General features: G+C 69.8%; 2 protein-coding genes and 1 pseudogene. 2 read left to right on the top strand and 1 reads right to left on the bottom strand.

The window, feature by feature from the left end; all coding sequences use genetic code 11:
• Both hrpA and D7Y15_RS42275 read left to right on the top strand, forming a co-directional pair.
• Positions 1 to 3,671, top strand: a 3,671-nt coding sequence (gene hrpA / locus D7Y15_RS42270) for an ATP-dependent RNA helicase HrpA (protein WP_233605303.1), incomplete at its 5' end; no start/stop codon positions are given.
• A gap of 97 nt (positions 3,672 to 3,768) precedes the next feature.
• Positions 3,769 to 4,614, top strand: coding sequence for a DUF1963 domain-containing protein (locus D7Y15_RS42275; RefSeq protein WP_158629215.1), 846 nt, complete (start codon positions 3,769 to 3,771; stop codon positions 4,612 to 4,614).
• Positions 4,615 to 4,694: 80 nt separating this feature from the next.
• On the opposite strand, the pseudogene D7Y15_RS42280 reads toward D7Y15_RS42275, so the two are convergent.
• Positions 4,695 to 4,912: pseudogene (locus D7Y15_RS42280) on the bottom strand (hypothetical protein); the annotation flags it as partial.

A 4,912-nucleotide genomic window follows, 5' to 3' on the forward strand; every position in this document is an offset into this window, starting at 1 on the left:
CCACCCTGCGCTTCCCCCCCGAGCTCCCCATCTCGAGCCGGGTGGAGGACATCACCGCGGCCATCTCCGCCCATCAGGTGGTCATCGTCGCGGGGGCCACCGGCTCGGGGAAGACGACGCAGCTGCCGAAGATCCTGCTCGCCATGGGGCGCGGCCGCCCGCGCCAGATTGGCGTCACCCAGCCCCGGCGTATCGCCGCGACGAGCGTGGCGGCGCGCGTGGCTCGCGAGCTCGGCACGGAGCTGGGTACGGACGTCGGCTATCAGATCCGCTTCGAGGACCGCTCGACCCGGCGGACGGCCGTGAAGTTCATGACCGACGGCGTGCTGCTCGCGCAGATCCACAGCGACCCGCTGCTGAGCCGCTACGACACCATCGTGCTCGACGAGGCCCACGAGCGCAGCCTCACCATCGACTTCCTGCTCGGGTGGCTCAGGCGCATCCTCCCCAGACGCCCCGACCTCAAGGTGGTGGTGAGCTCGGCCACCATCGAGACCGAGCGCTTCTCACAGTTCTTCGGGGGCGCTCCCGTCATCCAGGTGGAGGGCCGTACCTTTCCGGTGGACGTGCTCTATGAGCCGCCCCCCGAGGACGACGAGCTCGCCGACTCCGTCGCCGATTCGGTGGCGAACGTGCTCTCGCTCGACCCGGACGGGGACGTGCTCGTGTTCCTCCCTGGCGAGCGGGAGATCCGCGAGGCCGAGAATGCCCTGAACGCGCGCGAGCTCCGCGGCACAGTGGTGCAGCCCCTGTATTCGCGCCTGTCGGCCTCCGAGCAGTCGCGCGTCTTCGCCACCATCCCCCAGCGACGGGTCATCCTCGCCACCAACGTCGCGGAGACGTCGATCACCATCCCGGGCATCGTGTACGTCGTGGACACGGGGGTGGCGCGCCTGTCGCGCTACGACCCACGCTCGGGCACCACTCGCCTGCAAATCGAGCCGGTCTCCCAGGCCAGCGCCGACCAGCGCAAGGGGCGCTGCGGCCGCGTGCGAGAGGGCATCTGCGTGCGCCTCTACGACGAGGTGAGCTTCACCACGCGGCCCGCCTTCACCGACCCGGAGATCAAACGCACCGGGCTCGCGGGGGTCATCCTGCGGATGAAGTCCCTCGGCCTCGGTGACGTCGAGGACTTCCCCTTCCTCGACCCGCCCCAGCCGAGGGCCATCGCCGAGGGCTGGCGGGTGCTCGAGGAGCTCGGGGCCATCGAGGGCAAGGAGCGCACCTTGACGCCGCTCGGGCACCAGCTCGCGCGCTTCCCGGTGGACCCGCGCATCGCGCGGATGATTCTCGCCGGCGCCGAGTACGGGTGCGTGGACGAGGTGCTCATCGTCGCCGCGGCGCTCAACCTGCAGGACCCGCGCGAGCGGCCACGGGAGCTCGCGCAGAAGGCGGACGAGCTGCACCGGCGCTTCCGTGACGAGCACTCGGACTTCACGGGGCTGCTCAAGCTGTGGGCGTTCGTGCGCGAGGCCGAGGAGCGCGGGACGTCCCATCTGCGGCGCGTGTGCCGGGACAACTTCCTGTCCTTCCTGCGGGTGCGCGAGTGGCGAGACGTCCAGCGCCAGCTCGAGGAGACCGTCCGCGAGCTGCGCCTGCCTCGCAAGGGCCGGGGCGCCCCGGCGCGCGGGGACGTCCTGCACCAGGCGCTCCTCACCGGGCTCTTGTCCCGCATCGGCCAGTGGAATCCGGAGCAGCGCCACTACACGGGCGCGAAGCAGACGCGCTTCATGGTCCATCCCTCGTCGGCGCTCTCGAAGAAGCCCCCTGCCTGGGCGATGGCGTTCGAGCTCGTGGAGACGACCCAGCTGTTCGCGCGCACGGTGGCGAAGCTCGAACCGGAGTGGCTCGCGTCGGCGGCCCCCCACCTGCTCAAGCGCAGCTACTCCGAACCGCACTGGTCGGAGAAGTCCGCGCGCGCCATCGTGAAGGAGAACGCGACCCTCTTCGGGCTGCAGGTCTTCAAGGAGCGCCCCGTGTCCCTGTCCAGCATGGACCCCGCCCGGGCACGGCTGATGTTCCTCGAGCATGCCCTGGTGCGCGGCGAGTACCGCACCCGGGGGGCGTTCCAGGAGGAGAACCAAGAGGTGCTCGATCGCGTGGCGCGCCTGCGGGACAAGGCCCGGCGCAGCGAGCTGCTCGACAGCGAGGCGCTGCTGACGTTCTTCGACCAGCGCGTCCCGGCGGACGTGACGGACGGAGCGGGCTTCGAGGCCTGGCGCCGCAAGGCCGAGGCGGCCGACCCCGACGTGCTCATCCTCTCGATGGAGGATGCCCTCTCGCACGACCCGGGCCTGTCCCCGGCGCACTACCCGGACTCCATCACCCTGCACGGCGCGTCCGTACCGGTGACGTACACCTTCGACCCCTCGGCCGATGACGACGGCATCACCCTGAGCGTGCCGCTGCTGCTGCTCGCGCAGCTCGTCCCAGGTGAGCTCGACTGGACCATCCCCGGGTGGCAGAGGGAGAAGCTCACCGCCCTGCTCGATCAGGTTCCCCGCGCCCTGCGCAAGCAACTGGGGCCGGTGCCGGCCCTGGTCGACCGCCTCGAAAAGGAACTGGTGCCCTTCCGCGGGCCGATGATTCCCGCGCTCGCGCGTGCGGTGTCACGGCTGTGCGGCGTGGACGTGCCCGAGGAGTCCTTCCGGGCGGATGCCGTGCCACCGTACCTGCGCATCACGCTCCGGGTGCTCGACGAGCGGGGAAAGGAGCTCGCACGCAGCCGCGACGCCGACGCGCTGCTCGAGCAGCACGGGGGACATGCACGGGCGGCGCTGCGCAGCGTGGCACCGACTGCGGACTGGGAGCGCAAGGGGCTGACGGCCTGGACCTTCGGCGAGCTGCCCCCCTTTGTTACCCGGCGGATCGGTGGGCTCGAGGTCCGCAGCTATCCCGCGCTCGTCGACCGGGGCGCTGCCGTGGACCTGGTGCTGCTCGAGACCTCCGCCGCCGCCGACGCGGCCACGCGAACGGGGGTCCGCCGGCTCCTGATGCTCGCCGCGCGCGGACACGTGGCCGTCAGCGCCGCGCGCATGCCGCTCCCCTTCCCGACCCTGGACGGCGCGCCGCCCGCGCGGGGCAAGGCTGACGCCTTCAAGGCGCTCGTCCTCGCACGCAGCGTCGACGATGCGTTCAAGCTCGCACCGGGTGCGCCACTGCCCCGCACGAAGGCAGCCTTCGAGGCGCTGGTCCAAGAGGGCTCACCGCGCATCGAGCGTGAGGCCCGTGACTGGGCGAACGCCGTCGTCGTCACCTCCTCGGAGCTCGCTGCGACGCTCGCCGCACTCAAGGCGGCCTCCAAGGGGCCGAGCGGCGCGGCGGCCGTGCGGGACATCCGCTCGCAGCTCGGGCAGTTGTTCCCCGCGAACCTCATCGAGTGGATTCCCCTCGTACGACTGCTGCACTACTCGCGCTACCTCCGCGCGGCCCAGGCACGGCTGGCGCGTGCGGTGGCGAACCCCGCCAAGGACGCAGGCAAGGCCGCGCCCTTCCTCCCCCTGTGGGAGACCTTCCTCGCCAGGTCCACCACCGCGCGTGACCAGGAGGCGGCGCAGGAGCTGCGGTGGGCCTTCGAGGAGCTCCGCGTGGCCATCTTCGCTCCGGAGGTGACGACGCCCGTGTCGGTGACGGTGGCGAAGGTCGGCGCGGCCCTCGCGGCGCTGCGCTAGAAGCGAGTGGATGTCCGTCCGCGACTCACGGTTGGGGCTGGATGCAATTGCCCGCGCGCCTTCGCTCCGTCTGCCCGGCAGGCTACGTTCACCGCCCATGTCCAAGGCCCGGAGCGACAAAATCGATGCCCTCAGCGCGGACGAGGTCGGTCGATGGCTACGTCCGTTGATTCGCCAGCGCACGATGCTGGTGCCGGGAGCTTCCTCCCGCGACGACTCGCTGCTTGCCACGCGCTTCGGTGGCGTGCCCACGGGGCGCGGTGGCGAACGGTGGCCCATCTGTGACCGCGGCCATCTCCTGAGCTTCGTTGCGCAGGTGAACCATGTACGAGACGCTCGGCACTCGCCCACGCTCGGCATCGCCTTCTTCACGTTCTTCTACTGCTGGGACTGCGGCCCGCTGCACCCCAAAAAGCCGCGGGACGGAATCAAGGAGCGGGAAGGATTTCGGGTGATGGCGTACCCGTCGCTCTCGCCTTCCCAGGCATGCGAACTCCGACTGGAGCCGGATGCCTCCAAAGGCTACCACTGGCAAGAGTTCGAGCCTCGATTCGTGACCCCACGACTCGAACAATCGCTCCCTGATGACGTTGGGTTCGAGGTGCACTGTCCCCCGCTCTGGGACCGAGTCCCCGGAAACTCCGGTGCTCGGCAGGCGTGGGAGAACTGGCACGTGGTGGCTCGAGTCGCCAGTGAGCTAACCCACGCCCGCGAGAAACCCCACTCACGCAACAGAGGGGTCGTGCTCGGCGGATATCCCAATTGGGTGAACGGCCCAGACCAGACACCACGATGCACCGTTTGTGGGGAGCTGATGGAACTGCTGCTGCAGCTCTCTCCCTCTGATGTGACGGATGCCAGTTGGGGCGATGTGTGGACGGCCTATCTCTTCATGTGCCGAACACACCTGAAGGAAGTCGCGCTTCGATTCCAGGGCACGTGACCCGACTCCCGCTCGCTTGTTCCTGACGGTTTGGGAGAGCTGTTGGTAGGCGGCGTCCGGCCAGCGATGTGATGTCCTCTCTAGGCAGCGAAAACGTGACGGTCATGGCCACGCTGCCGCGTGAGTGAGTGGACGAGCAGGGCGATGCCAGCCAGCACCTGCAGGCCGAGGATGATGCGCGTGGGCTCCACGACAGGCAGCCACGACACCCTGTCTCCGCGGATGACGAAGGCGCCGGCCGGACGCGCGCTCAGCCCAAAGCCCGTGCCCTCCCCATGTCCCATGCCCCCCCTTGAGT

This window comes from Corallococcus sp. AB030 (genome assembly GCF_003668965.1).
Lineage (GTDB): Bacteria > Myxococcota > Myxococcia > Myxococcales > Myxococcaceae > Corallococcus > Corallococcus exiguus.